At 69.5% G+C, this 25162-nt stretch carries 22 protein-coding genes and 2 riboswitches; of the genes, 14 read left to right on the forward strand and 8 right to left on the reverse strand.

All coding sequences use genetic code 11. The annotated features are described in order from the left end of the window. Positions 1-50: 50 nt before the first annotated feature. Positions 51-1340: an adenylosuccinate synthase gene (locus tag ACX80U_RS13530; RefSeq protein WP_208740477.1), complete on the forward strand. Its 1290-nt coding sequence runs from the start codon at positions 51-53 to the stop codon at positions 1338-1340. 35 nt (positions 1341-1375) lie between these two features. Here the strand turns inward: ACX80U_RS13530 and ACX80U_RS13535 are convergent, their stop codons facing one another. Next, positions 1376-2173 carry a SurA N-terminal domain-containing protein gene (locus tag ACX80U_RS13535; RefSeq protein WP_459268823.1) on the reverse strand — a complete coding sequence of 266 codons (798 nt, stop codon included), beginning with the start codon at positions 2171-2173 and terminating at the stop codon, positions 1376-1378. Between the two features lie 106 nt (positions 2174-2279). Beyond that, complete coding sequence (locus tag ACX80U_RS13540) at positions 2280-2786, reverse strand: DUF427 domain-containing protein (RefSeq protein WP_459268824.1); 507 nt, start codon at positions 2784-2786, stop codon at positions 2280-2282. 78 nt (positions 2787-2864) lie between these two features. Here ACX80U_RS13540 and ACX80U_RS13545 point away from each other — a divergent pair, with 78 nt between their 5' ends. The 10 genes from ACX80U_RS13545 to ACX80U_RS13590 all read left to right on the forward strand — a co-directional run bounded on the left by ACX80U_RS13545 (position 2865) and on the right by ACX80U_RS13590 (position 14973). Continuing rightward, on the forward strand, positions 2865-3671 hold the full coding sequence (locus tag ACX80U_RS13545) for a carbon-nitrogen hydrolase family protein (RefSeq protein WP_208740378.1): 807 nt from the start codon (positions 2865-2867) through the stop codon (positions 3669-3671). Positions 3672-3738: 67 nt separating this feature from the next. Beyond that, positions 3739-4740 carry a LacI family DNA-binding transcriptional regulator gene (locus tag ACX80U_RS13550; protein WP_459268870.1) on the forward strand — a complete coding sequence of 334 codons (1002 nt, stop codon included), beginning with the start codon at positions 3739-3741 and terminating at the stop codon, positions 4738-4740. A 151-nt stretch (positions 4741-4891) separates the two neighbouring features. Continuing rightward, positions 4892-6610, forward strand: a complete 1719-nt coding sequence (araB, locus tag ACX80U_RS13555; RefSeq protein WP_459268825.1) for a ribulokinase — start codon at positions 4892-4894, stop codon at positions 6608-6610. Then, complete coding sequence (locus tag ACX80U_RS13560) at positions 6607-7335, forward strand: L-ribulose-5-phosphate 4-epimerase (RefSeq protein WP_133080293.1); 729 nt, start codon at positions 6607-6609, stop codon at positions 7333-7335. The genes araB and ACX80U_RS13560 overlap by 4 nt, the downstream gene beginning before the upstream one ends. Beyond that, the gene (araA, locus tag ACX80U_RS13565; protein ID WP_459268826.1) at positions 7332-8846 is read left to right on the forward strand and encodes an L-arabinose isomerase; all 1515 of its coding nucleotides are present in this window, start codon (positions 7332-7334) and stop codon (positions 8844-8846) included. The genes ACX80U_RS13560 and araA overlap by 4 nt, the downstream gene beginning before the upstream one ends. 58 nt (positions 8847-8904) lie before the next feature. Beyond that, positions 8905-10023, forward strand: a complete 1119-nt coding sequence (gene chvE / locus ACX80U_RS13570) for a multiple monosaccharide ABC transporter substrate-binding protein (RefSeq protein WP_133080295.1) — start codon at positions 8905-8907, stop codon at positions 10021-10023. Between the two features lie 125 nt (positions 10024-10148). Next, positions 10149-11678, forward strand: coding sequence for a multiple monosaccharide ABC transporter ATP-binding protein (gene mmsA, locus ACX80U_RS13575; RefSeq protein WP_459268827.1), 1530 nt, complete (start codon positions 10149-10151; stop codon positions 11676-11678). Positions 11679-11682: 4 nt separating this feature from the next. Further along, on the forward strand, positions 11683-12918 hold the full coding sequence (mmsB, locus tag ACX80U_RS13580) for a multiple monosaccharide ABC transporter permease (RefSeq protein ID WP_133080297.1): 1236 nt from the start codon (positions 11683-11685) through the stop codon (positions 12916-12918). Between the two features lie 202 nt (positions 12919-13120). Then, entirely contained in the window at positions 13121-13675 is a 555-nt protein-coding gene (locus ACX80U_RS13585) for an RNA polymerase sigma factor (RefSeq protein ID WP_459268828.1), read from the forward strand. Continuing rightward, positions 13672-14973, forward strand: a complete 1302-nt coding sequence (locus ACX80U_RS13590) for a hypothetical protein (protein WP_459268829.1) — start codon at positions 13672-13674, stop codon at positions 14971-14973. The genes ACX80U_RS13585 and ACX80U_RS13590 overlap by 4 nt, the downstream gene beginning before the upstream one ends. A 32-nt stretch (positions 14974-15005) precedes the next feature. Here ACX80U_RS13590 and ACX80U_RS13595 read toward each other — a convergent pair whose 3' ends face one another. From ACX80U_RS13595 to sfnG, 3 genes are all read right to left on the reverse strand, one after another. Beyond that, positions 15006-15509 (reverse strand): CoA-binding protein, encoded by a 504-nt coding sequence (locus ACX80U_RS13595; RefSeq protein ID WP_208741256.1) that lies wholly within the window; start codon positions 15507-15509, stop codon positions 15006-15008. Beyond that, entirely contained in the window at positions 15506-16885 is a 1380-nt protein-coding gene (locus ACX80U_RS13600) for an O-acetylhomoserine aminocarboxypropyltransferase/cysteine synthase family protein (RefSeq protein WP_459268830.1), read from the reverse strand. Before ACX80U_RS13600 ends, ACX80U_RS13595 begins: the two co-directional genes overlap by 4 nt. Next, entirely contained in the window at positions 16885-18057 is a 1173-nt protein-coding gene (sfnG, locus tag ACX80U_RS13605; protein ID WP_459268831.1) for a dimethylsulfone monooxygenase SfnG, read from the reverse strand. The genes ACX80U_RS13600 and sfnG overlap by 1 nt, the downstream gene beginning before the upstream one ends. Next, a riboswitch (SAM riboswitch) is annotated at positions 18051-18155 on the reverse strand. (Overlaps the previous gene by 7 nt.) Positions 18156-18385: 230 nt before the next feature. On the opposite strand from sfnG, the gene ACX80U_RS13610 reads away from it, so the two are divergent. The 3 genes from ACX80U_RS13610 (at position 18386) to ACX80U_RS13620 (ending at position 21167) form a co-directional block, all read left to right on the forward strand. Further along, positions 18386-19645 carry a glycoside hydrolase family 6 protein gene (locus ACX80U_RS13610; protein ID WP_459268832.1) on the forward strand — a complete coding sequence of 420 codons (1260 nt, stop codon included), beginning with the start codon at positions 18386-18388 and terminating at the stop codon, positions 19643-19645. 63 nt (positions 19646-19708) lie between these two features. Beyond that, positions 19709-19945, forward strand: a complete 237-nt coding sequence (locus ACX80U_RS13615) for a hypothetical protein (RefSeq protein ID WP_459268833.1) — start codon at positions 19709-19711, stop codon at positions 19943-19945. A gap of 113 nt (positions 19946-20058) precedes the next feature. Next, positions 20059-20240: riboswitch (cyclic di-AMP (ydaO/yuaA leader) on the forward strand. Between the two features lie 3 nt (positions 20241-20243). Then, positions 20244-21167 carry a LysM peptidoglycan-binding domain-containing protein gene (locus ACX80U_RS13620; protein ID WP_459268834.1) on the forward strand — a complete coding sequence of 308 codons (924 nt, stop codon included), beginning with the start codon at positions 20244-20246 and terminating at the stop codon, positions 21165-21167. A 100-nt stretch (positions 21168-21267) separates the two neighbouring features. On the opposite strand, the gene acs is transcribed toward ACX80U_RS13620, so the two are convergent. The 3 genes from acs to ACX80U_RS13635 are packed head-to-tail and all read right to left on the reverse strand — an operon-like array spanning position 21268 to position 25108. Beyond that, a complete protein-coding gene (acs, locus tag ACX80U_RS13625; RefSeq protein WP_459268835.1) occupies positions 21268-23190 on the reverse strand; it encodes an acetate--CoA ligase in 1923 nt (640 codons plus the stop codon). A gap of 5 nt (positions 23191-23195) precedes the next feature. Then, entirely contained in the window at positions 23196-24071 is an 876-nt protein-coding gene (locus ACX80U_RS13630; protein ID WP_459268836.1) for an ABC transporter permease, read from the reverse strand. Next, a complete protein-coding gene (locus ACX80U_RS13635; protein ID WP_459268837.1) occupies positions 24068-25108 on the reverse strand; it encodes an aliphatic sulfonate ABC transporter substrate-binding protein in 1041 nt (346 codons plus the stop codon). The genes ACX80U_RS13630 and ACX80U_RS13635 overlap by 4 nt, the downstream gene beginning before the upstream one ends. Between the last annotated feature and the right edge of the window lie 54 nt (positions 25109-25162).

Genomic DNA, 25162 nt, shown 5'->3' on the forward strand with positions numbered 1-25162 from the left:
ACTTGCCGCGGTTGCGCGGGGAGGGCCCGTACCGAATGGGGGAGGATCCCATGCCAGCAATCGTCATTGTCGGAGCCCAGTGGGGCGACGAGGGTAAGGGCAAGGCCACTGACCTGCTGGGCGGTCGGGTCGACTACGTCGTGAAGCCGAACGGTGGCAACAACGCCGGGCACACCGTCGTCGTCGGCGGCGAGAAGTACGAGCTGAAGCTCCTTCCCGCCGGCATCCTCAGCCCCAACGCCATCCCGATCATCGGCAACGGCTGCGTTATCAACCTCGAGGCCCTCTTCCAGGAGATCGACGGGCTCCAGGCCCGCGGCGCCGACACCTCCAAGCTGCGGGTGTCCGCCAACGCCCACCTCGTGGCGCCCTACCACCAGGTGCTGGACAAGGTGACCGAACGCTTCCTCGGCAAGCGTGCCATCGGCACCACCGGGCGCGGCATCGGTCCCGCGTACATGGACAAGGTGGCCCGGCTCGGCCTGCGCGTGCAGGACGTGTTCGACGAGTCGATCCTCCGCCAGAAGGTGGAGGGCTCCCTCAAGCAGAAGAACGAACTCCTCGTGAAGGTCTACAACCGGCGCGACGTGGAGGTCGAGGAGGTCGTGGAGTACTTCCTGTCCTTCGCCGAGCGGCTCAAGCCCCTCGTCATCGACTCCACCTTCGTGCTCAACGAGGCACTCGACGCCGGCAAGGTGGTCCTCATGGAGGGCGGCCAGGCGACCTTCCTCGACGTCGACCACGGCACCTACCCGTTCGTGACGTCCTCGAATCCCACGGCCGGCGGTGCGTCCGTCGGCTCCGGCATCGGTCCCACGCGCATCTCCCGCTCGATCGGCATCATCAAGGCCTACACCACGCGTGTCGGAGCCGGCCCGTTCCCCACCGAGCTCTTCGACGAGATGGGCCTGTACCTGCAGAAGACCGGCGGCGAGTTCGGCGTGAACACCGGTCGCCCCCGCCGGTGCGGCTGGTACGACGCCGTGCTGGCGCGCCACGCGTCGCGCGTCAACGGCTTCACCGACTACTTCGTCACCAAGCTCGACGTCCTCACGGGCATCGAGAGCATCCCGGTCTGCGTCGCGTACGACGTCGACGGCGTCCGCCACGACGAGATGCCCATGACCCAGACCGAGTTCCACCACGCGAAGCCGATCTTCGAGTACTTCGACGGCTGGACCGAGGACATCACGGGCGCTCGGACCATCGAGGACCTGCCGGACAATGCGCAGACCTACGTGCGGGCGCTCGAGAAGCTCTCCGGCACCCGGTTCTCCGCGATCGGCGTCGGCCCGGACCGCGACCAGACCATCGTGGTCAACGACCTGATCGGCGCCTGATCGGTACCTGATCGGGACCGCCCGGAGGTCGACGCCTAGAGGTTGACGGTGATGTCGGCGTCGTCGCGCAGTCGCGCGATCAGTGCCTGTGCGGCCTCGGAGGTTCTGCCACCCGACAGCTGCTGGATGATCTGTTCGCGGACGTCCTCGAGCGGGGGAATCGGTGTCGCGGTATCGCCCCCGGCCTCCTGCTGCGCCTTCGCCGCGTCGTAGGCCTCCTGGATCTCCTGGTCGGTCGGCGTCGTGTCGCCGGCTTCCTCCGCCAGGAGCGTGTCGAGCTTCACCTGGTCCGTCAGCTGCTCGTCGAACTCGGCGTCGTCGATCCCCTGGTCGGCGAAAGCGGCCTTCAGCTCCTCCTCGGAGGCGAGCCCGCTCGCCTGCAGCAGCTCGTCGACGGCCGCGGCCCGTCCTTCGGGCGTCGCCGTGATGCCCCGCCGGTCGGCCTCCTGGCGCAGCAGCTCGGAGCTGACAAGGTTGTCCGCGACCGTCGTCCTCAGCAGGTCCTGATCGACCTCCTGGCCCGCGGCCTGCGCCTGGGCGGACGCCTGCGCGAACTGGCCCTCGTACGTGTCGGTGAAGAGGTCCCGGCCGATCTCGGTGCCGTTGACGACGGCGACGACCTCGGGGATGCCCTCGAGATCCGGTGCGGGCTGTGCCTCGCCCGGCGCTGCCGATACGGAAGCCGACGCCGATCCGGAAGCCGACGCCGATGCGTCTGCGCCCTCAGGCTCGCCCTCCGAACCGGTGCAGCCGCCGAGCACCAGGATCGAGCTGATGAAGGCGGCGGCCAGCAGCAGCCGCCTGCCCGCACCGGTCCTCCGGACAGTGCTCATGACCGTTCCCTCCCTGCCGGGTCGTCAGGACCAGCATGCGACCCCGACCGCACCCTCGTCCGACGGCGGGCGGCGTCCGACGGCAGCCAGGACGGGATGCCCGGCGCTACCATCCCCAGGTCCCCGTGCCGCCCTTGAACGGTCCCACGATGGCGGCGGTGATCCAGCCGCCGTAGAAGTCACCCTCCTGGGCCCGCACCTCCTCGCCGTCCACCGTGCAGGCGTCCATCCGCGACGGGTAGATGGCGACCCGCGTGGCGAGGTCCTCGTAGCCACGGACCGGCGTCGGGTAGGTCCACGCGCCGCGCGGGCTGCGCGCGCTGCCGGCGACGACGTCGAAATAGCGGGCCGCGCCCTTGAACTCGCAGTGGGTGGTGCCCTCCACGGGAACCAGCACGCCGGGCGCGAAGTCCGCGATCGGCAGGTAGTAGACAGGCGGGTGGCTCGTCTCGAGGACCCGCACCGCGTCGACCGTGGTGACGATCAGCTGCCCACCGAAGCGCACCTCGATGCCCGCCGGTGTCCGTTCCACCCGCGGAGGCCGCGGATAGTCCCAGACGGACTCCTGTCCTGGCCCGGGTGGCACACGCCTGCTCTTCAAGGGGATACTCATGCCGAAAGGGTACTCCGGCCCGCCGGGCCGGAGTCTGTACGCTGGGTGGACGTCGGCACACACGGTTAGGGCGGCAACATGAAGGTCAGCGTCGGTCAGTTCCGGCCAGGTGGGGACGCCCCGGCGAATCTCGCCGTGATGCGGGAACTCGCGGCGGAGGCCCGGGGCGAAGGCGCGGAGCTGATCGTCTTCCCCGAGGAGTCGATGTTCGCCATCGGCAAGCTCGACGGCGACCTCCACCAAGCCGTCGAGGCGAACTGGACCACCTTCGTGCAGCAGCTGTCCTTCCTCGCCGCCGACCACGGCATCGCCGTGGTGGCCGGCGGGTACGAGCCCAGCGGCGAGGAGCGGCCCTTCAACACCCTCGTCCTGATCGACGCGACCGGCCGCATCGTGGACACCTACCGCAAGCTGCACCTCTACGACGCCTTCAGCTACTCCGAGTCCACGGCCATCAAACCGGGTGACGGCGGCATCAAGATCGCCGAGGTCGGCGACCTCCGGGTGGGACTCATGACCTGCTACGACGTCCGGTTCCCCGAACTGGCACGCGCACTCGCCGATGCCGGGGCCGACCTCATCTGCGTGCCGGCCGCGTGGTTCAAGGGCGAGCACAAGATCGAGCACTGGGAGACGCTGCTGAAGGCGCGGGCCATCGAGAACACCCTGTGGGTGGCGGCGGCCGGCACCTCGAGCAGCCACACCATCGGCCACTCGGCCATCATCGACCCGATGGGCGTCCCGCAGGCGCACCTCGAGGACGAGGAGCGGGGCATCGTCACCACGGACGTCACACGCCGCAGGGTCGACGACGTCCGGGAGTTCCTGCCGGTGCTCCGGAACCGGCGCTTCGCCCGGAACGACGCTATTGTCGACCCCCACTGACGCAGCGGATCCCGGTACCGAGGCGGACCGCCGGGTCCGACCCGGCGAGCCTGCGCGTGCCGCGAACATCAGGGACGTAGCCCGCCGCGCGGGGGTCTCGCACCAGACGGTCTCCCGCGTCCTCAACGGCCACCCGAGCCTGCGGGCCGAGACGCGGGACCGCGTGCTGGCCGCGATGGCAGAGCTCAGCTTCCGTCCCAACCGTGCCGCCCGGGCGCTCGTGACCAGCAGGTCCACCACCATCGGCGTGCTCGTGGGCAAGGGCTTCGAGTACGGGCCGGCGGCGAGCCTGCAGGCCATCGACAGCGCTGCGCGCGAAGCCGGGTACGCCGTCGACATCGCGCACCTCGACGACCTCGACGGCGGCTCCATCCGGTCGGCCCTGGACCGGCTGCTGGCGCACGGCGTGGACGGGCTCGTCATCCTGGCCCCGCAGACACAGACCCTGGGCGAGATCGAGCGCCTGTCCATCACGCTGCCGTTCGTGACGGTCCACTCGGCGCAGGCGCAGGACGATCACCGCTTGTCGGTGGACCAGTCGGGAGGCGCCGCGCTCGCGACGCGCCACCTGCTCGAGCTGGGACACCGGCGGATCGCGCACATCGCGGGACCGGAGGGCTGGTTCGAGACGGAGGCGCGGGTGCGGGGGTACCGCGGTGAGATGGAGGCCTGGGGCCGCTCACCGGAGGTGCTGCGCTCCGGCGACTGGACCGCCGAGTCGGGGTACCGGGCAGGGCGCTCCCTCGCGGCGGACAGGGGAATCACCGCGGTCTTCTCGTCCAACGACCAGATGGCGCTCGGACTGCTCCATGCCTTCCGTGAAGGTGGACGCCGGGTGCCCGAGGACGTCAGCGTCGTGGGGTTCGACGACGTCCCCGAGGCGGCGCACTACTGCCCGCCCCTGACGACGGTGCGGCAGGACTTCCCCGAGCTGGGGCGGCGTTGCATGGCGAGGCTGCTGGCGCTCATCGGCTCGGTGGGGACGGATGCGGCCGGCGAGGCGGGCGCGGCCCCGGACGTGGTACCGGAACTCGTGGTCCGGGCGTCGACGGCCGCGCCGGCCGCCTGACGGCCCTCCTCCTCCGCCATTGACACGCCCCACCGATCGGGCCCTACACTGGGAACCGCAATGTGAACGGTCACATGAACGGCGCATCGCATCGACGATCCATCAGGGCACTGCATCGCGGTCTCCCGAGAAGAACAAAGAGGTCCTTCCCTTGAGTGACTCCATCCCGGGCGCAGACCCGGCCACAGGGGTGGCCGGCAGGTCCACCTACGTCATCGGTGTCGACTACGGCACCCTCTCCGGACGCGCCGTCGTGGTCCGTGTCTCCGACGGCGCGGAACTCGGCGCCTCCACGCTCGAGTACCCGCACGCCGTCATGGACTCGACGCTCGCAGCCACGGGCGAGCAGCTCCCGCCCGAATGGGCCCTGCAGGTGCCCTCCGACTACGTCGACGTCCTCCGCACCGCCGTGCCGGCAGCCGTGCAGGAGGCGGGTATCGATCCGCAGGACGTCATCGGCATCGCCACCGACTTCACCGCCTGCACCATGGTGCCCACCCTCGCCGACGGGACGCCCCTCAACGAGGTACCCGGCTACGAGGGCCGGCCCCACGCCTACGTGAAGCTGTGGAAGCACCACGCGGCGCAGGGCCAGGCGAACCGCATCAACGACCTGGCCGCCGAGCGCGGCGAGGCGTGGCTGCCCCGCTACGGCGGACTGATCTCGAGCGAATGGGAATTCGCCAAGGGCCTCCAGCTGCTCGAGGAGGACCCCGAGCTGTACGACCGCATGGACCACTGGGTCGAGGCCGCCGACTGGATCGTCTGGCAGCTCACGGGGGAGTACGTGCGCAACGCGTGCACCGCCGGCTACAAGGGCATCTACCAGGACGGCGCCTACCCGTCCGAGGAGTTCCTCGCCGCACTCAACCCCGGGTTCGCAGGCTTCGCCCGCGAGAAGGTGGAGCACACGATCGGCGCACTCGCCTCGAGGGCGGGCTCGCTCTCCGAAGAGGCTGCCGGTTGGACCGGCCTGCCGGCAGGGATCGCGGTGGCCGTCGGGAACGTCGACGCCCACGTCACGGCCCCTGCGGCGCAGGCCACGGATCCCGGCCAGATGGTGGCCATCATGGGCACCTCGACCTGCCACGTCATGAACTCGGACCGGCTCAGCGAGGTGCCGGGCATGTGCGGCGTCGTGGACGGCGGGATCGTCGAGGGCTTCTACGGCTATGAAGCCGGCCAGTCCGGTGTCGGCGACATCTTCGCGTGGTTCGTGGCCAACCAGGTGCCCGGCGAGATCCGGGATGCTGCCGCTGCGCAGGGCCTGAGCGTGCACGAGTACCTGACGGAACAGGCGCAGTCCGAGCCCGTCGGGGCGCACGGCCTGGTGGCCCTCGACTGGCATTCCGGCAACCGTTCCGTCCTCGTGGACCATGAGCTCTCCGGCACCGTCGTGGGCCTGACCCTCGCCACCAAGCCGCACGAGGTCTACCGCGCCCTGCTGGAGTCCACGGCGTTCGGCACGCGGAAGATCGTCGAGACCTTCAACGCCTCCGGCGTGCCCGTCACCGAGTTCGTGGCCGCCGGCGGCCTCATCCGGAACCCGTTCCTCATGCAGGTCTACGCCGACGTGCTGAACATGCCGCTCTCGGTCATCGGCAGCTCCCAGGGGCCGGCCCTCGGTTCGGCGATCCACGCCGCCGTCGCCGCCGGCGCCTACGCGGACATCCACGCCGCAGCCGCTGCGATGGGCCATCTGGACCGTGCCGCCTACACGCCCGACCCGGAGCGTGCCGCCGCCTACGACGCGCTGTACCGCGAGTACACCGAACTGCACGACTACTTCGGGCGCGGCACCAACGACGTCATGCACCGGCTGAAGGCCCTGCGCCGCGCGGCCCGCACCCCGCAGGCGGTGTCGGCATGAGCGCCGCGTCCACGGGCTCCTTCAGCCCCGAGGTCGAGGCCGCGATCGATGCCGTCCGGAAGGACGTCGCCGCCCTGCATGCCGAACTCGTGCGCTACGGACTCGTCGTCTGGACCGGCGGGAACGTCTCCGGCCGCGTCCCGGGCGCCGACCTGTTCGTCATCAAGCCCTCCGGCGTCAGTTACGACGAGCTGACGCCGGAGAACCAGATCCTGTGCGACCTCGACGGGAACGTCATCGAGGGCACCCCGGGGTCGGAACGGTCGCCGTCCAGCGACACCGCGGCGCACGCCTACGTGTACCGCAACATGCCCGACGTCGGCGGTGTGGTGCACACGCACTCCACCTACGCCGTCGCGTGGGCCGCACGCGGCGAACCGATCCCCTGCGTCATCACCGCCATGGCCGACGAGTTCGGCGGCGAGATCCCCGTGGGCCCGTTCGCGATCATCGGTGACGACTCGATCGGCCGCGGCATCGTCGAGACGCTCACCGGCCACCGCTCCCGCGGGGTCCTCATGAAGAGCCACGGACCCTTCACGATCGGCAAGGACGCGAAGGACGCCGTCAAGGCGGCCGTGATGCTCGAGGACGTCGCCCGCACCGTCCACATCTCCCGGCAGCTCGGCGCCCCGGCGGGCATCCAGCCCGAGCACGTCGACTCCCTCTTCGACCGCTACCAGAACGTGTACGGTCAGCCCTCGATCCCAGGAGCCCCCGCATGAGCCCCCTCAGCACGACCCTCGACACCTACGAAGTCTGGTTCCTGACCGGCAGCCAGGACCTGTACGGGGAGGAGACCCTGCAGCAGGTCGCGGAGCAGTCGCAGGAGATCGTCCGGATCCTCGGGGACTCGGGCCTGCCCGTGAAGGTCGTCTGGAAGCCGACCCTCAAGGACTCCGCGTCGATCCGCCGGATGGCACTGGAGGTCAACGCGGTTGACAACGCCATCGGGGTCATCACCTGGATGCACACGTTCAGCCCGGCGAAGATGTGGATCGCGGGCCTCGACGCACTCCGGAAGCCGCTGCTGCACCTGCACACGCAGATCAACGTCGCGCTGCCCTGGGACGAGATCGACTTCGACTTCATGAACCTGAACCAGGCCGCCCACGGCGACCGCGAGTTCGGGTACATCCAGTCCCGCCTCGGTGTGCCGCGCAAGACCGTCGTCGGGCACGTGTCCAACCCCGGCGTCTGCGCCAGGATCTCCTCCTGGCAGCGCGCCGCGGCCGGCTGGGCCGCCGTCCACGAGCTCAAGGTGGCACGCTTCGGTGACAACATGCGCAATGTCGCCGTCACCGAGGGTGACAAGACCGAGGCCGAGCTGCGCTTCGGCGTCTCGATCAACACGTGGGGCGTGAACGACCTCGTCGCCGCCGTGGACGCCCAGGCGGAGGCCGACGTCGACGCCCTCGTGGCCGAGTACGAGGAGACGTACGACGTCGTCCCCGAGCTCCGCCGCGGCGGCGAGCGGCACGAGTCGCTGCGCTACGGCGCCCGGCAGGAGCTCGGGCTGCTGTCCTTCCTCGAGGAGGGCGGATTCGGGGCCTTCACCACGAACTTCGAGGACCTCGGGGCCCTCCGCCAGTTGCCCGGTCTCGCCGTCCAGCGGCTCATGGCCCGCGGCTACGGGTTCGGCGCCGAGGGCGACTGGAAGACCGCCGTCCTCGTGCGGGCCGCCAAGGTCATGGGGGCTGGGCTGCCCGGCGGCGCGTCCCTCATGGAGGACTACACGTACCACCTGGTGCCGGGGGAGGAGAAGATCCTCGGGGCGCACATGCTCGAGGTCTGCCCCACCCTGACCACGTCGAAGCCCACCCTGGAGGTCCACCCGCTGGGCATCGGCGGCAAGGAGGACCCCGTGCGCCTCGTGTTCGACACCGACGCCGGGTCCGGCGTGGTCGTCGCGATGTCCGACATGCGGGACCGCTTCCGCCTGACGGCCAACGCCGTCGAGGTGGTCCCGCCCGACGCCCCGCTCCCCAACCTGCCGGTCGCGCGCGCAGTGTGGAAGCCGGAGCCGAGCCTCGAGACCTCCGCAGCGGCCTGGCTGAGCGCCGGCGCCGCCCACCACACCGTCCTCACCACCGCGGTGGGCCTCGAGGTCTTCGAGGACTTCGCGGACATCGCCGAGGTCGAACTGCTGCGCATCGACGCCGACACGAAGCTGCGGGACTTCCAGCGTGAGCTGCGCTGGAACGCCGCGTACTATCGCCTGGCGCAGAAACTCTAGAAGCCACTCCCCGAAAGCCGGCACTGTCGCCGGAAACTCCACACAAGAAAGTTCCACCATGAATCGGAAATACCTGGCCGGCATCGCGGCCGCCAGCATCCTGACCCTCAGCCTCACCGCATGCGGCGGAAGCCGGGGCGGCGGGGACGAGGCCGCAGCAGAAGGCGGCTCCAACGAGGGCGCCAAGATCGGCGTCGCCATGCCGACGCAGCAGTCCGAGCGCTGGATCGCCGACGGCGAGAACGTCAAGAGCCAGCTGGAGGACCTCGGCTACGAGGTGGACCTCCAGTACGCGAACGACGACATCCCCACGCAGGTCAGCCAGATCGAGAACATGATCAACGGCGGCGTGAAGGCCCTCGTCATCGCCTCGATCGACGGCACCACGCTCACGAGCGTGCTGGACCAGGCCGAGTCGCAGGACATCCCCGTCATCGCCTACGACCGCCTGATCAACGGGTCGGACACCGTGGACTACTACACGACCTTCGACAACGAGGAGGTCGGCGTGCAGCAGGCCACCTCGCTGCTCACCGGTCTCGGGATCCTCGACGCCGAGGGCAAGGAGACGGGCGAGGAAGGGCCGTTCGATGTCGAGCTCTTCGCCGGCAGCCCGGACGACAACAACGCCACGTTCTTCTGGGACGGCGCCATGAAGACGCTGCAGCCCTACCTGGACAGCGGCGTGCTCCGCGTCCCCAGCGGCCAGACCGACTTCGAGCAGGCGGCGATCCTCCGCTGGCTCCCCGACACCGCTCAGGACCGCATGGAGGACCTCCTCACCGTCGGTGGCGGCGAGCAGCTCGAGGGTGTCCTCTCGCCCTACGACGGCCTGTCCATCGGCATCATCTCCGCCCTGACCTCCGGTGGCTACTCCGCTGACGACCTCCCCGTCGTCACCGGCCAGGACGCCGAGGTGGGCTCCGTGAAGTCGATCATCGCCGGCGAGCAGTACTCCACGATCTTCAAGGACGTCCGCGAGCTCGGCAAGCAGGCCGTCACCATGGTGGACGACCTCATGAAGGGCGAGGAGCCCGAGGTCAACGACACCGAGACGTACGACAACGGCGAGAAGATCGTGCCGTCCTACCTGCTCGAGTCGCAGATCGTCACGGTCGACAACTACGAGGCCGCGCTCGTGGAGACCGACTACTACACCGAGGACGAGCTCAAGTAGCCGTCCCGCAGCACCCGTAGCACCCCCTCAGCCTGTGGCTCCGTACCCTCCCGGTCCGGAGCCACAGGTGCTGTACCTCGCCCGGCCGATGCCGGGACTTCCACTCAAGTAAGCGAGGCTCGACCATGGCGGAGAACATCCTCCGGATGCGCCGCATCACCAAGACCTTCCCTGGCGTGAAGGCACTGCAGGACGTCAACCTCGACGTCGCGCGTGGAGAAGTCCATGCGATCTGCGGAGAGAACGGGGCCGGGAAATCGACCCTCATGAAAGTGCTGTCCGGCGTCTACCCGCACGGGACGTACGACGGCGACATCGAGTTCGAGGGCTCCGTCGCCGAGTTCAAGGACATCCGCGACAGCGAGCGCGACGGCATCGTCATCATCCACCAGGAGCTCGCCCTCTCCCCCTTCCTGTCCGTCGCGGAGAACATCTTCCTCGGGAACGAGCGCGAGAAGCGCGGTTTCATCGACTGGAACGAGACCAACGTGGAGGCGGCCAAGCTCCTCCGCCGCGTGGGGCTGGACCTCAACCCGGTGGTCCGGGCCGGTGACATCGGCGTGGGCAAGCAGCAACTGGTCGAGATCGCGAAGGCGCTGTCGAAGAACGTGAAGCTGCTGATCCTCGACGAGCCCACCGCCGCCCTGAACGACGAGGACTCCGCGCACCTCCTCGGGCTCGTGAAGGGCCTCCGCGGCGAGGGCATCACCTGCATCATCATCAGCCACAAGCTCAACGAGATCCGCGAGATCGCCGATTCGGTGACGATCCTCCGGGACGGGCGCACCATCGAGACGCTCAGCCTCCACGACGGCTCCGTCACGGAGGAGCGCATCATCAAGGGCATGGTGGGACGCGACATGGAGAGCCGCTACCCCGAGCGCACGCCGGCCATCGGCGAGGAGGTCCTCCGCGTCGAGGACTGGACGGTGCACCACCCCCAGGAGAGCGGCCGGGTGATCGTCGACGCGGCGAACCTCGCCGTCCGTGCCGGCGAGGTGGTCGGTATCGCCGGCCTCATGGGAGCCGGGCGGACCGAACTGGCCATGAGCATCTTCGGCCGCAGCTACGGCTCCAACATCACCGGCACCCTCTACAAGAACGGTGCCCCGATCACGGCGCGCACCGTGGGCGAAGCGATCCGGCACGGCATCGCGTACGCCACGGAGGACCGCAAGAAGTACGGGCTCAACCTCATCGACGACATCAAGCGCAACGTCTCCGGTGCCGCCCTCGGCAAGCTGGCGAAGCGCGGCTGGGTCGACAGCGGCCGCGAGGCCGTCGTCGCGGGCGAGTACCGGCGGTCCATGAACATCAAGGCCCCGACCGTCACCGCCATCACCGGCAAGCTCTCCGGCGGGAACCAGCAGAAGGTGGTGCTCTCCAAGTGGATGTTCTCGGACCCCGACGTCCTGATCCTCGACGAGCCCACCCGCGGGATCGACGTCGGCGCCAAGTACGAGATCTACACGATCATCAACCGCCTGGCAGCCGAGGGGAAGGCCGTCATCGTCATCTCCTCGGAACTCCCCGAACTGCTCGGCATCTGCGACCGCATCTACACGCTCGCGGAAGGCCGTATCACGGCCGAAGTGCCGATCGACCAGGCGACCCCCGAACTCCTCATGCAGTACATGACCAAGGAAAAGGACTGATTCCATGGCTACCACCGTCAAAGACCCCGCGGTCACCGCACCGCCACCTCCCGTGAAGCACGGGCTCGCCTTCCTCACGAGCAGGCTGCGCCAGATCGGTATCTTCGTGGCGCTCATCGTCATCGTCGCCCTGTTCCAGGTGCTGACCGGCGGCGCTCTGCTGATGCCGGACAACGTCTCCAACATCATCGTCCAGAACAGCTACATCCTGCTCCTGGCCATCGGCATGGTCATGATCATCGTCGCCGGGCACATCGACCTCTCCGTCGGGTCCGTGGCGGCCTTCGTGGGGGCCATGTCCGGCATCATGATCCAGGACTGGGGGTTCACCTGGTGGGTGGCTTTCCTCGCCTCACTGATTATCGGCGGACTGGTAGGGGCCTGGCAGGGCTTCTGGGTGGCCTACGTGGGCATCCCCGCGTTCATCGTCACACTCGCCGGCATGCTCGTGTTCCGTGGACTCACCCAGATCGTGCTCGAGAACCAGCGCATCACCGGCTTCCCCGAGGAGTACCGCCAGCTCGGCGGCGGCTTCCTCTTCCCCGGGCTGTTCCCGGCGGAGACCAACCTCCTGGACTGGACCACGGTGGTCCTCGGCCTGGTGGCCGTCGCCCTCCTCACCATCACCCAGCTCCGCGGACGCGCCACCCGCGCACGCCTGAAGCTCGAGGACGAGCCGGCGGCCTGGTTCTTCACCAAGCTCGCCTTCATCGTCGTGATCATCCTCGGCCTCACCTACCTTCTCGCGAGCTCGCGCAGCGGCACGCCGATCGTGCTCGTGGTCCTCGGCATCCTGATCGTGGGCTACAGCGCCGTGATGGGCAACAGCGTCTTCGGGCGCCACATCTACGCCGTCGGAGGCAACCTCCAGGCAGCACAGCTCTCCGGCATCAACACGAAGCGCATCGACTTCATGCTCTTCGTCAACATGGGCGTGCTCGCGGCCCTGGCAGGGCTCATCTTCACCGGTCGCCTCAACTCCGCCGGTCCGGGAGCGGGAAATCTCTTCGAGCTCGACGCGATCGCCGCGGCGTTCATCGGCGGCGCGGCCGTGACCGGTGGCGTCGGAACGGTCATCGGAGCCATCACGGGCGGCCTCATCATGGGCGTGCTCAACAACGGCATGTCCCTGCTCGGCGTCGGCATCGATGTCCAGCAGTTCATCAAGGGCATGGTGCTCCTGCTCGCCGTCGGCTTCGACGTCTTCAACAAGCGCCGGGCCTCCAACGCCCTGAAGTAGGCCGGCGAAGAAAAATCGGAGGGGGCGTAACTTTCCGGCCCCGCCCATCGATTACCCCTGTGTAAGCGCCGCACCGAGACCTTTCCCCCAACAGGTCTCGGTGCGGCCTTTTCTTTGCCGCAGGCCCGGGAGGGCCGGCGTCCACGGGCGGAGGGCGATGGTTACGATGGTGTCGCCGTCCCGCTCGAACAAGGAACAGTCCGTGGCCACACCCCTGCCAGATGATGCGCTCCTCCGCGCTCGAGCAGGCGATCCGGCGGCCTTCTCCAGCATCTACCGATCATTGAGCCCGGGAGTGCTGGGGTACTTCGCGGGGCGCGGCTCGGACGACCCGGAGGCCCTCACGCAGGAGGTGTTCCTCACGGTCTTCTCGAAGCTGGACTCCGTCTCCGGTGGACTCCAGGGGCTCCGCACCTTCGCCTACTCCGTGGCACATGCCCGGTACGTGGACGAGGTGAGGAAGCGGACGAGGGCGCCGGTGCTCGTGGGCTACGAGGCCGACGGCGACACCCGGCTCACCGACTCCGCCGAGAGGGTGGCGCTGGGGAACCTCGGTGTGGGAGGTGCACGGGGCATGCTGGACCAGCTCAACGCCGAGCAGCGCGACGTCCTCCTGCTGCGCATCGTCGCGGAGCTGCCGATCGAACAGGTCGCGGAGATCCTGGGCAGGTCCGCAGGATCGGTGAAGCAGCTGCAACGGCGGGGACTGCTCAAGCTGAAGGAAATCGTTCGACCTGAGGAATCGGAAACGCCATGACTGGACGTGACACCCCGCCGCCGGACCCCGTGCAGCGACTCCTCGACGAGGCCGGCATTCCCGCGGAACCGGCACTCGTCCGCGCCGTCCGGGAGATCGGCGACCTCGGCGCCGGGCCCGCACCCGATGCGTCCGCGGAACTCGCCCGGCTGATGGCCGACGGCGGCAGGGCGCCGCAGGGGCGCCGGAACAAGCGCCGCATCACGTTCCTCGGCGGGGCGCTCGCCGTCTCCATGGGCGCGGGCATGTCCGGTGTGGCGGCGGGGACGCTCCACCTCCGGGAGGGGTTCGACGACGCCGTCGTCTCGATCACCCGCTTCACCGTCCGCAACGACGTCGACCGGGCCGAACCCGCTCCTGAACCGCTCGCCGACGCGGGGCATGGTCCCACCGTCGGCCCGGCGGTGCCCGCTCCCGCTCCCGCTCACGCCCCGGCACCGTCCGCCTCCGCCCCGGCGGTGTCCGCCCCTGCGGACGCCGGTGGTGCCCTCATGCCGGCTCCCGCTCCTGCGTCGCCCGAGGTGGATGACGCCGCCGCTGCTTCACCGGCGCCGGCCGTCGTACCGGCGGCCCGGCCACCGGCCGCCACGGTACGTCCTGCGGACTCTGCGACCCGGAGGCCGGACGGTCCGCGGCAGCCCGCGGCCCCGGTGACGCGGCCCGCGACCGGAACGGTACCCGGCACGACCGGCCGACCCGATCCGGAGAAGCCCGGCCATGCAGCACCGGGCAGGACCACGCCCGGTCAGCGCACGACCCCGCTCCGGCCGGTCCGGGAGAAACCCGGTCTGGCACCGGGCCGGGTCACACCGGGTCAGGGGCAGGACAGGAGCCTGACGAAGGAGACCACGGTCACGGCTCCGGAGACGATCAGCGGTGACACCCCGGCTCCTGCCGGCCACCGCAGGTCGTGGCTCCGCGCACCGGCCGGTCCTGCCGACACGGCGTTCCTCCTCGACGCGCCGATCACCCTGGACCCCGATCGGTCCGCCCTGTTCCCGGCCGATGCACTCCTCGATCCCGACGACCCGGTACCGGGGCTCCCGGTCGGCCCTGAGATGGGGGAGCTCCCCGCCGATCCGGTCCCGGAGGACCTCCCGGTCGGACCGGCTCCGGAGGACGTCCTGCCGGAGGACCTCCCGGTCGGACCGGCTCCTGAGGACGTGCTGCCGGTGGACCCGGTCGGGCCGGCGGACGCTGCAGCGCCGGACAGCTCCGGTGCCGAGGTCGCGGTGCCTGAGGCGGCCGGTCCCGAGGTCGGATCCCGATCAGAGGCGATGTCCAACGGTTCCCGCTGACCGGGATCGAGGCCCGGGAGGGGGGCGGCGCCCTACGAGGTGATCTGCCGCTTCGAGGAGATGACGCCGGTGTTGAAGCCCGCCAGGTTGAGCCCGCCGTGGAAGCGTGCGTGCTCGATCTTGATGCAGCGGTCCATCACGACGTTCAGGCCGGCGCCCTGCGCCTCCCGGGCCACGTCCTCGTGCCACGAGCCCAGCTGCAGCCACAGGGTCTTCGCTCCGACGGCGAGCGTCTCCTGCAGCACGGAGGGCAGGTCGTCGTGCTTGCGGAACACGTCGACGACGTCGGGCACCTCCGGGAGGTCCGCGAGCGACGCGTAGGCGGGCTGCCCGAGAATCTCCTTGGCCACCGGGTTCACGAAGTACAGGCGGTACGGCGAGGAGGACTGCAGGTAGGTCGCCACGAAGTAGGAGGCCCGGGAGGGCTTGTCCGATGCGCCGACGATCGCCACCGACCGCGCATTCCTCAGCAGACTGAGGCGCTCAGGGGCCGATGGTCCCTCCCAGGTCCGTGCCGGTGTGTCCGTGCCGCTCATGCTCCCACTCCTACTGCCCGCGTTGCCGACGGGTCGTCGTCGTTCTCCCCGGCGGATTCCTGCGGGAGCTCGTCGAACTCCGCGTCGGAGGAATCCACGGCGATGTCGAGGGCCTGGTCCAGGTCCCACAGGATGTCGTCGAGGTCCTCCAGGCCCACCGAGATGCGCACGAGGTCCTCGGGGACGCCCGCCGCCACCAGCTGCCCGGCGGAGAGCTGCTGGTGGGTCGTCGAGCCCGGATGGATCACGAGGGTGCGCGCGTCGCCCACGTTCGCGAGGTGCGAGGCGAGCTGCAGCGACTCGATGAACTTCTGGCCCGCCTTGCGGCCGCCCTTGATGCCGAAGCTGAACACGGAGCCGGGGCCCTGCGGCAGGTACGTCTTCGCACGCTCGTGGTGGACATGGGTGGGAAGACCGGCGTAGTTGACGTACTCGACGCGCGGATCGGCCTGCAGCCATTCCGCGACGGCCTGCGCGTTCTCGAGGTGTTCGTCGAGCCGCTGCGCGAGGGTCTCCACGCCCTGCAGGAGCTGGAACGCCGACGACGGCGACAGCGACGGCCCGATGTCGCGCAACTGCTCCGTGCGGAGCTTCGTCAGGAAGCCGTACTCGCCGAAGTTCGCCCACCACTCGATGTTGCCGTAGGAGGGGACCGGCTCGGTCATCATGGGGAACTTGCCGTTGCCCCAGTCGAACCGGCCGCTCTCCACGATGACGCCGCCCAGGGTGGTGCCGTGCCCGCCGATGAACTTGGTGGCCGAGTGGATCACGATGTCCGCTCCGTGCTCGATGGGCCGCACGAGGTAGGGCGTGCTGAGCGTCGAGTCGACGATGAAGGGGATCCCGGCGTCGTGGGCCACCTTCGCCAGGCCTGCGAGGTCGGCGATCTCACCCGAGGGATTCGCGATGACCTCGGCGTAGACGGCCTTGGTGTTCTCTCGGATGGCGGCCGCGTAGTCCGCGGGGTCGGTCCCGGGGACGAAGGTGGTCTCGATGCCGAAGCGGCGCAGCGTGACGTCGAGTTGGGTGACCGTCCCGCCGTACAGCTGCGATGCGGCCACGACGTGGTCGCCCGCCTGGCAGAGCGCGGCGAAGGTGATGAACTCGGCGCTCATGCCCGACGCCGTCGCCACCGCCCCGATGCCGCCCTCGAGGGAGGCGATGCGCTCCTCGAACGCCGCGACCGTGGGATTGCCGATGCGCGAGTAGATGTTGCCGTACTTCTGCAGCGCGAACAGGTTGGCGGCGTCGTTGGTGTCCTTGAAGACGAAGGACGTCGTCTGGTAGATCGGGACGGCGCGCGCGCCGTGGGTGGCATCGGGAGTGCCGCCGGCGTGGAGTGCGCGCGTACGGAAACCGAAGGAACGTTCTGCCATCAGACACCTGCCTTGCTGGGGACGGCGAGTGTGCCGTCCGGATCGAATTCCACTCCCGCCGCACGGGCGGCGTCGGCCTCGAGTTCACGCACGATCGGGAGGATGTCCGTGCCGAACGCCGCCACTTCCTCCTGGAAGTGGAGGTAGCAGGTGAGCAGGAGGTTCACGCCGATCTTCTTGTACTCCACGATGCGCTCGGCGATCTGCTCGGGCGTGCCGATGAGCTGGGTCTTGAAGCCGTCGTTGTACTGCACGAGGTCCTCGAACGTCGAGTCGGCCCACATGCCCTTGCCGTCCTTCGTGGACGGTCCGGCTTCCTGGACGGCGTCGCGGAATCCCTCGACGGCGGGGCGGTGGGCCTTCTCGACGATCTCGCGGAGCGTGTCGCGGGCCTCCTTCTCGGAGTCGCGGGCGATCACGAAGCCGTTCAACCCGAAGCGGGGACGGCGGCCGGCCTGCTCGGCGGAGGCCCGGACGCCGGCGATGTTGTCCTTGAAGCCTTCGAGGTCCTTCCCGTTCGAGAAGTACCAGTCCGCCACGCGGCCGGCCGTGGCCTGGGCCGCCGTCGAGTTCCCGCCGAAGAAGATCTCGGGGTGGGGGCGGCCCGGCACGGCGACCGGGGCCGGGCTCAGCGTGAAGTCCTTGATGGTGTAGTACTTGCCGTCCTGGCTGTAGCCCTCCTCCGTCCACAGTCCGCGCAGCACGCGGATGAACTCCTCGGTGCGGACGTAGCGCTCGTCGTGCTCGAGCCAGTCGAGGCCGAAGTTGATGAACTCGTCCTTCAGCCAGCCGGAGACGATGTTGACGGCTGCGCGGCCGTTCGAGATGTGGTCGGCGGTGATGATGTACTTCGCGAGCACCCCGGGGTGCCACATGCCCGGGTGGACGGCGGCGATGACCTTCAGCTTCTCGGTCGCGGCCAGCAGGGCGAGGGAGAAGCTCGTCGCCTCGTGCTGCTTGTCGGCACCGTAGGACGCGGCGTAGCGGGTCTGCGACAGTGCGTATTCGAACCCGGCGTCCTCGGCGATGCGCGCGAGCTTCTTGTTGTAGTCGAAGTCCCAGCTGGTCCGCTGCTCGATGGTCGAGACGACCAGGCCACCGCTGACGTTGGGGACCCAGTAGGCGAATTTCAGAGGGGTGGAAAGGTCGGCGACGCTCATGGTTTCCTCCATCGGTCTGGCAGTAGCACCCTAATGTCGCCGCGGGGACGCGGAGGCCAGGGTTGCTGCGGCGTCAGTGAGCCAGATCTCTCAGCCGCTCGGGATGGTCACGACGAGTGTGACACCAGAGACGCCGCAGCTCCAAACAATGTGTCTCCGCATGGAGAAGCCCACCGCAGCGATCAGTGTGCTGAGTACCTTGACAAAGTTCCGGCATCCACCGAAGACTGGCCGTGGGAGCGCTTCCATGGGGATAGGCGGCGTCTCCCGCTCGGGCTACTCCGCCCGATACCCATCGACATGAGGAGCAATGATGCTCAGCATTTCCAGAACGTGCGCCATGACCCTGGCCCTGGCCGGGGTCCTCGCGTCCACTGCATTCTCCGCATTGCCCGCCGCAGCCCAGGGCCAGAAGAGTGGGCCGGACCGCCCGGACGGAACGACGGCCACCGGGTTCTACATCCCGGAGAAGAGCCACTACCACGAGGCCCACCGGCAGATCGCCGACCTGCGAGCCTCGGGTGATCGTGCCACCGCCGACAGCCTCGGTGCCCTGGTCTCGACGCCGCAGGCCGTCTGGGTCACCGGGAGCGATCCGAAGGCCGTCACCCAGCAGGTGCGCAACACGACGCACCGCGCCGCGGGCAAGGGACAGGTCCCCGTACTGGCGGCCTACAACCTGCCCTTCCGCGACTGCTCGCAGTACTCCGCCGGCGGCGCGACCGACGTCGCCGGCTACAAGGCCTGGATCGACGCGCTCGCCGCCGGGATCCAGGACAGGGCGGCGATGGTGATCCTCGAACCGGACGGCCTCGGCATCATCCCCTGGTACCGCGGGCTCGACGGCGCCCTCGAGTGGTGCCAGCCGGCAGAGGCGGACGCCGCGAGCGCTGCAGCGGAACGCTTCGAGATGCTCAACTACGCGGTGGACCGCCTCCAGGCACTGCCCGACACCAAGGTCTACCTCGACGGCACCCACAGCGCCTGGCTCGGTACGGGCGAGATCTCGAGCCGGCTCGTGAAGGCCGGCGTACAGAAGGCCGACGGCTTCTTCCTCAACGTCTCCAACTACGAGCTCACCGAGCGGCAGCTGAAGTTCGGCAGCTGGGTGTCGCAGTGCATCCACTACGCCACCGAGATCGACCCCGGGGCCTACGGATCCTGCGCCAGCCAGTACTACCCGGCCTCGCCGGCCGATTTCTCCACCTGGGGGCTGACGGACGCGTGGTACGCGCAGCACGTCGCCGGTGCTCCGAACGCACCGTCGTCGGACGAGCTCGCACACTTCGTGATCGACACGAGCCGCAACGGACGGGGCCCCTGGGTCCCGTCGGTCGCCTACCCGGATCCCCAGGTCTGGTGCAATCCTCCGGGCCGCGGACTCGGCTACCTCCCGACCTCCGACACGGGCAACGAACTCGCCGACGCCTTCCTCTGGATCAAGGTCCCGGGAGAGTCCGACGGGGAGTGCAGTCGCGGCCTGACGGACAACGGGGGCATGGACCCGGAGTGGGGCCGCGTGGATCCTGCGGCCGGTGCCTGGTTCCCCGAGCAGGCGCTGGACCTGATCGCGAACGCCAGCGCACCCGTGCGGCCGTAGCGGACCGGAGAGCGTGCGCGGTCCGTGGGCCGCGCACGCTCTCCGGACGCCTACGCTGAGGGGATGGACAGCTGGAAATCTGCGGGCCGCCTGCGGGAACGGATGCTCTGGAGCACGCTCTCCTGGGTGGGTCTCGTGCTGACCGTCACCCTGGCCACCAGCATCGCGCTGGGCGCGGGCGGCGCAAGTGCGGTCGAGAGCCGCTGGTTCTACCTGCAGCAGATCGTCCTGCTCGCGTTCAGCGCGGGTGGCACGCTCGCCGCCGGGCGTCGCTGGTGGTCGTTCCGCACCGGCGCGTAGGGTACGCGCCGTTACGGAAATGTGACAAACCGGAGGAGCACTGGGTATCGTCATCGGGTGCCTCCGCCGGAGTGAGGCGCTCCCGGACGGATTGCCGAGCCCTGCCGCCGATCGGGATTCGTTCGCAAACACCGAGGCGGGGACGGGGGAACCACAGTTCCACCGGGCGTGCGGCCCTCCTGCCGGCGTCCTCGGGGTTAAGTCGCAGAATATCGCCGAATACGGCGCTGGCCGCGGCCGGGTGACTCCCATCCGAACCCGACAGCTCACCCCGCAGGCATGGGAGAGGTATTCATCCATGTTCCGAAAGATTTCCCCTGCGCGCCACCGTGCCGCAGTCGACGGCAACCTCGCGATGCAGGGACTGTCGCAGGCAGCCAAGGCGCACGCCACCACCGTCGGCCGCCCCGTCGCCGTCGTCGCCATCACCTCGGGCCTCGCGCTCAGCGCTGTCGGCACCGCGCACGCCGGCTCCTACACCGAGCAGGGTGCGACCGCCCCCGCAGCCGTCGCAGCACCCGCAGCGGCGCCCGCCGCAGCAGTCGCTCCCGCAGCCGATGCAACCCACACCGTCGTCGCCGGTGACACCCTCGGTGGCATCGCAGCGACCTACGGCGCCGACCTGACGGCCGTCCTCGCGGCCAACGGGCTCTCCCTCGCCTCGATCATCTTCCCCGGTGACACCGTGGTGATCCCCGCGAGCGGTGCGGCGCAGGCTCCTGCCCAGGCCGTGTCGGTCCCCGTGGCCGTCGCTCCCGCCGCCGAGGTCCAGCAGGCAGCCGTCGTCGCTCCCGCGGCGGAGGTCCAGCTGGCAGCCGTCGTCGCCCCGACGCCGGCTGTGTCGACCGCGGCCGGCTCGGGCGTGTACCTCGCCTCGGCAGACATCACGCCGGTGGCATCCAGCGGCGTCGCCGGCACCCTCGTGGCGTCCGCCCAGGCGCAGCTGCAGGCCGGCGCGATCCAGGACTGCACCGTACTGGTCGAGAACGCCCTGCGGGCAGCGGGTATCTCCGTGGGAGACCTCGGTCCCTCGCAGTTCTTCCAGTTCGGTTCCACGGTGGCCACCCCTGCTGCCGGCGACATCGTCATCACGGCGGGCCACGTGGCCATCTATGTCGGCGGCGGCCAGGTCATCAGCAGCGGCATGAACGGGTCGAACCTCACCATGCAGCACCCCCTCTCGGACCTGCCGGGAGCATCCTTCGTCCGGGTTGCCGGCTAGCAACCCGACGGACCACACGCGGGAAGCGGCAGGTGCTTGGACGGGGCCCTGCCGCTTCCTTTCTTTAACGCTCGACCGAGGCGCCGACCGACGCGGGGGCTCAGCCCCGCGCCGCCAGGGCTGCCTGGATGCCGGGGATGCAGCCCTCGTTCTGCAGGGACGTCGTATCCCCGAGGGCCGTGCCCTCATGGAGCTGGGTGAGCAGGCGCCGCATGATCTTCCCGGAGCGTGTCTTGGGCACGTCGGGGACGACGACGACGGACGAGGGACGGGCGATGGGTCCGATGGCGCCCGCCACGTGCGAGCGCAGGGCCGCGGTGACGTCGCCGGATGCGTCCGCCCCTGCCGAGAGCACCACGAACGCGGCGATCGCGTGGCCCGTCAGCGGATCCGTCACGGGGCAGACGCCGGCCTCCGTCACCAGGGGGTGGGCCACCAGCGCCGACTCGATCTCGATGGTGGACAGCCGGTGGCCCGACACGTTGATGACGTCGTCCACGCGCCCGAGGATCCAGGTGTCGCCGTCGTCGTCGTACCGCGCGCCGTCGCCCGCCAGGAACCAGCCCTGCGCGGCGAACTTCCGCCAGTAGGAATCGAGGTAGCGCTGGGGATCCCCCCAGACGGTGCGGGCCATGGCCGGGCCGTGGCGATCCACCACGATCAGGCCCTGCACGCCGGGAGGCACCGGTCGGCCCTCGTCGTCGACGATGCGCGTGCTGACCCCGGGAAGGGCGCGAGCGGCGCATCCGGGCTTGAAGTCGGTGTCCCCGGGGCTGGGGGAGAGGACGGTGGCTCCGGTCTCGGATTGCCACCAGGTGTCGACGACGGGCACCTCGTCGCGGCCGAGGTTCCTCCGGAACCAGCGCCACGCCTCGGGATTGACCGCCTCGCCGACGGTGCCCAGCACGCGGATGCTCGAGAGGTCGTAGCCGGCCGGGACGCCGTCGGGGAACCAGCCCATCAGTGACCGGACCAGCGTCGGCGCCGTGTAGTAGCTCGTGACGCCGTAGCGTTCGATGATCTCGAAGTGGCGGCCCGGGTGCGGCGTGTTCGGTGTGCCCTCGAAGAGGACCTGCGTGGCACCGTTGGAGAGCGGCCCGTACAGCTCGTAGGTGTGCGCGGTGACCCAGGCCAGGTCAGCGGTGCACCAGTGGACGTCGCGATCCCGCAGGGCCGGATCGGGGTTGCTGAAGAGGTGCTCGAAGCTCCACGACGCCTGCGTGAGGTAGCCGCCGGACGTATGCACGAGGCCCTTCGGCTTACCCGTGGTCCCCGAGGTGTACATGATGAACAGGGGCGTCTCGGCGTCGAAGGCCTCCGGTTCGTGGTGCGGTGACGCGGTGTCGACGACGTCGTGCCACCAGACGTCCCTGCCTCCGGTCCAGCTGACGTCGGAACCGGTGCGGCGCACCACGAGCACGTGCTCGATGCTGTTCCGACCTGATACCGCGGCGTCGGCGTTGTCCTTCACAGGCACGGCCGTCCCCCGGCGGTACTGGCCGTCGGTGGTGACGAGCAGCTTGGCCCCGGTGTCCTCCACCCGGAAGCGCAGTGCCTCCGCCGAGAACCCGCCGAACACGAGGGAGTGCACGGCGCCGATCCGGGCGCACGCGAGGGTGACCACGACCGTCTCGACGAGGACCGGGAGATAGATCACCACGCGGTCGCCCTTGCCGATCCCGAGGGCCAGCAGTGCGTTCGCGGCCCGTGAGACCTCGTCCTGCAACTGCGCGTAGGTGACAGTGCGGCGGTCACCCGGTTCGCCCTCGAAGTGTAGGGCAGCGCGGTCACCCCGACCGGCCCGCACATGGCGGTCGACGCAGTTGGCGGCGACGTTGAGCGTGCCACCGGAGAACCACTCGAGAACGGGGACGCTGAGCGTCCCGTCCTCCTGCGGGGTCGCCTTCTCGAAGGTGTGCAGGGTGTCCCAGGGGTCCTGCCACTCGAGCCGGGCGGCCTGCTCGGCCCAGAACGCGAGCCGTTCGGCCTCGTCCTGCAGCGCGGCCTGTCCTTTCGGCGTCATCGTCCCTACGCCCACTTGCGCACCGCCCAGCGCTCGGCGATGCCCAGGAGGGCGTCGGTGGTCTTGCCGATCACGGCCAGCAGGATGATGGCGAGGATGATGCGGTCCACGCGGCCGTTCTGCTGCGAGTCCGTCAGCAGGAAGCCGAGTCCCATCGACGACGCGATGAGTTCGGCCGCGACGAGGAACAGCCAGGACTGCGCGAGTGCGAGCCGCAGGCCGGAGAACAGGGCGGGAACGACGGCGGGGAGCTGCACCGTGGTGAGCAGCCGGATGCCGCCCAGCCCGAAGGCCCGCGCTGCCTCGACGAGGTTGCGGTCCACGTGGCGCAACCCGAGGTACAGCGTGGTGAAGACGGGGAAGAACGCACCGATGGTGATCAGCGTGACCTTCGAGTCCTCGTTGATGCCGATCCAGAGGACCAGCAGCGGGACCCACGCCAGGGACGGGACCGCGCGGAGCGCCCCGACGGTCGGGGTCAGGAGGACGTCCGCGATGCGGGAGAGGCCCAGCAGTGCGCCGGCCAGGACCCCGAGCAGGGATCCGAGGAGGAACCCGAGGAGGACCCGCTGTGTGGAGATCAGGATGTGGGTGGCGAGCTGGCCGCGCTCGATGAGGTCCACCGCGGCCGCGAGGACCGACGCCGGCGAGGGGAGCTGCGACGGCCGGAAGAAGCCCGAGGCGGTGCTGAGGTGCCAGGCGAGCAGAATCAGCGCCGGGACGATGAGCCCGAGCAGCACGATGACCACGCGCCGTCCGGCCGTGCCCGTCCTGCCCGGGTTCCTGCCGGCCCCGCCCCCGGTGACCGGAGATCCGGTGGATGCGAGGCCCTCCTTGCTGATGGGAACGGTGCTGCGTCCCGTCAGGTGCTCAGCACTCATGAATCGGAACCGATGGCGGCGGGGTCCGCCTTCTCCACGAGCGAGGCGTCGAAGAGGGTATCGAGGGCCTCGTCGATCTGGTCCTGGCTCTGCACGTCACCGGTCTCCACGAAGACGGGGCCGATCTTCTCGAGGACGCTGCGCTGGGCGTCGCCCGGCGCGGGATCGACGTCGAGGTTGGTGCGCTCGATGATCACGGAGTTGGCCACGGCCTGGTCGATGCCCGCGACGCCCGCGAGGATCGCGGCGGTCTCCTCCGGGTTCTCCTTGGCCCACTCCCGTGCCTTCTCGTAGGCGTCGACCACGGTCTGGGCGACGTCGGGCTTCTCGGTCAGGAAGTCCTCCGTCGCGTTGAGGAAGCCGTAGGAGTTGAAGTCGATGTCGCGGAAGAACAGCTGGGCGCCGTCCTGCTCGGCAGCGGCCATGATCGGATCGAGGCCGGACCAGGCGTCGACCGCACCGCTGGTCAGGGCCGCGCGACCGTCTGCGTGCTGCAGGTTCTCGATGGTGACCTCGGACTGCTCCACGCCCGCGGCCTCGAGTGCCTGGAGGAGGAAGAAGTACGGGTCGGTGCCGCGGGTTGCCGCCACGGACTTGCCGCGCAGGTCCTCGACGCTCGTGATGCCGGACTCCGGAAGCGCCACGAGGGCTGCCCATTCGGGCTGCGAGTAGATGTCGATGGCCTTGATCGGGGAGCCGTTGGAGCGGGCGAGCAGGGCAGCGGATCCGGCGGTGGATCCGACGTCGATCGCCCCGGCGCGCAGGGCCTCGTTGGCCTTGTTCGACCCGGCGGACTGCACCCAGTTGACGGTGATGTCCTGGTCGGCGAGTTCGTCCTCGAGCCAGCCCTGCTCCTTGATGACGAGGCTCAGCGGGTTGTAGGTGGCGAAGTCGATGTTGAGCGTGCCGCCCTGCGTGGCGGTGCCTGCCGCGGCGGACTCCGTGTCGGAGGCGTTCTCGCCGGCGAGGCAGCCGCTGAGGCTGAGGGAGAGTGCGGTGGCGAGCGCGAGGGTGGGCAGGAGGGCGCGGCGGTTCATGGTGGTCCTTCGAGTGGATGGTGCGAAAAAGGGGAGACAGGAGGGCGGCGGGTG

The sequence above is a fragment of the Arthrobacter sp. TmT3-37 genome, from assembly GCF_054510835.1.